Origin of the sequence: Streptomyces sodiiphilus, from assembly GCF_039529215.1 — a bacterium.
Lineage (GTDB): Bacteria > Actinomycetota > Actinomycetes > Streptomycetales > Streptomycetaceae > Streptomyces > Streptomyces sodiiphilus.
Window position 1 is genome coordinate 1 of the sequence record NZ_BAAAMJ010000074.1, and the last position, 2,218, is coordinate 2,218.

Here is a 2,218-nt window from a genome sequence, read left to right on the forward strand (position 1 = left end):
AATCTGCTTGCCAATGAATAGATAAGTCTATGAATACCCGCCATTGCGCGGGTTTTTTTATGTCAGCGATTAGGTGTCAACAAACGACCGTTAAAAGACACCATAAAAACAGCCTCCTGAAGGTGTCAAAAAAATAGGGTTTACATTTAATGATACCTGTTTTATTATGATACCACGTTATTTGATACCAAGCCTGCAGGAGTCAAAATCATGGGTCGTACTTTCGCTTATTGCCGCGTTAGCACAACAGAACAGCACACCAGCAATCAGATCCAAGCGATAGAGTCAGCAGGCTATCCGGTAGAAGAAGAGCGGGTCATCAGTGAAACGGTAAGTGGATCTATTCAGGCAATGAGACGTCCAGCCTTTAAAGCACTGGTAGACCACAAACTAGAAGCAGGAGACACGCTAGTAGTCTTGAAGCTAGACCGCTTAGGGCGTGACAACATCGACGTTCAGCAAACCATCACAGCCTTGCAAGCCAAAAATATTCGAGTCATCAGCTTAGACCTTCCAACACCAGACCTGACCAGTGCCAACGGTAAGCTAATGCTTCAGATGTTCGCAGCCTTCGCAGAATTTGAGCGTAACCGCATCATAGAGCGTACTCAGGAAGGCTTACAGCGTGCCAAGAGTGAGGGTAAGCGGTTGGGTAGGCCAGAAGCTAACGACACAACCAAAGCCGTTCAGGAGGGCAAGGAGAAGGGTTTTACGCAATCAGAAACAGCCAAAGCTACAGGCTTCAGCCTGCCAACCATCAAACGCCATTGGAATAAGTAGGCTTTGCCACCAGATCAAGGGTTTAAGATTTTCTAAAGGAGGGGTAATCTATTCGCAAGACTTTGGAGAGGCAAGGAGAACCAGTTGGCGCTGATTCTCCCCACCAAATCTGCAATCACTTGGACAAGGAAGGCAGAGAGACTTAGACACCTCTTATTCTATGAGCCTTCCTTCCAGCTTGCAAACCCTCTCCAATCTAGCAATGGCCTTTGGGCTTATGCTGGCACTGAAGATTGGATTCGAGAGCTGTTGCTTCAGACGCCGCCATTGTTGTGCTAAACGGGGAGTCCTTACCCAGGCACAAGCGTCGAGCGGTCGACCTAAACTATTCATCAGTCACGGCAGGAATGAGAAAACCAGCCAGCCATTAGGGCAAATCGGGATTGTGACGGTGTGACGGCAAGGTAGCTTTCGGAGCGCGTAAGGGGGGCTGTTATCAGTGAAAGCTGGTAATGCGCTAATAGTCCGAACAAGGCCGTCTATCCTTGAAGAAAGCCATTTTAAGAGGCTTTTGGAGAGGAGGACGAGCCTCGTCCAGGGGTTGCCCTTCCAGCTTTATTCCAGTCCAGAGAAGCTGCTGGCGCTTCATGCATACACAGACCAATAATCTAATAGGTACGACAGATGGCAACCATCAAACATGACCTTGAATGGTTTTACGCAACGATTAGCGTTTGGTTAGAGAAAGGAGAGGTCACAGGTGCGATAGATGTGATTTCACGCGATGGAGAGCCAGAAGCGCTGCTAGCCGTGGTGCGTTCCTACACTGACTTCGATGTTTGGTATAGCAATGGCAAAACGTACAAGACCTATCAGCACGCCTTTACTGCGTTAGGAGCTGCCATCGACAAGACCAACCCAGATCACAAGCCGCTCAACAATTATTGGGCTAAGTAGGTTGGTGGTTACATATACAGTTTTGGCTGTGTCTTGATAAGATTTATCAGCAGTCTATCAATATAAAAGCAATAAGAGCGCAAGGTAATGTTGTTAGCCTGCTTACAAAATCAGAGCTTCAGTAGCACTTATTGCTGCAAACTTTTGTCACAGTACAAAGTCTAGGAAAAGGCTACTCAAAACTCAGTTTCAAATCGCCAGAAGCCTTGCTATACGGGGATGTACAGCAAGCAAAAAGGTACTGCACCTAAATTAAAGGTGGCAATATAGCTATGATATATATCTATACACTGCGAAGCATTAGTAATGCCCATTTCAATATAGAACGTACAGTAGGAGAATACAAGGGCTACCATCACATAAACAAATAAGGAGAATCTAATAAATGAGAAGAAATAATCATTCAATAACAAAATCAAAGACCTGGAAAGGATACGATCTATACGATAGGACAAAAAACAAGGCAGAAGATGGATTCTATATCAAGATCCTAGATCAGCTCAGGAATGGATTAGAAGGAATATTAGAGGCTGAAGGTAGG

The 2,218-nt window shown here is 45.5% G+C and carries 2 protein-coding genes; both read left to right on the forward strand.

What is annotated here, in order from left to right; translation table 11 throughout:
* The first annotated feature begins 210 nt into the window (after positions 1–210).
* Complete coding sequence (locus ABD299_RS23310) at positions 211–780, forward strand: recombinase family protein (RefSeq protein WP_344266222.1); 570 nt, start codon at positions 211–213, stop codon at positions 778–780.
* A gap of 624 nt (positions 781–1,404) precedes the next feature.
* Positions 1,405–1,677 (forward strand): hypothetical protein, encoded by a 273-nt coding sequence (locus ABD299_RS23315; protein ID WP_344266225.1) that lies wholly within the window; start codon positions 1,405–1,407, stop codon positions 1,675–1,677.
* Positions 1,678–2,218: the final 541 nt, after the last annotated feature.

Excerpts from the sequence above, each read along its gene's own strand:
- ABD299_RS23310 (WP_344266222.1), top strand. The coding sequence starts at position 211 with ATGGGTCGTACTTTCGCTTATTGCCGCGTTAGCACAACAGAACAGCAC.
- ABD299_RS23315 (WP_344266225.1), top strand. The coding sequence starts at position 1,405 with ATGGCAACCATCAAACATGACCTTGAATGGTTTTACGCAACGATTAGC.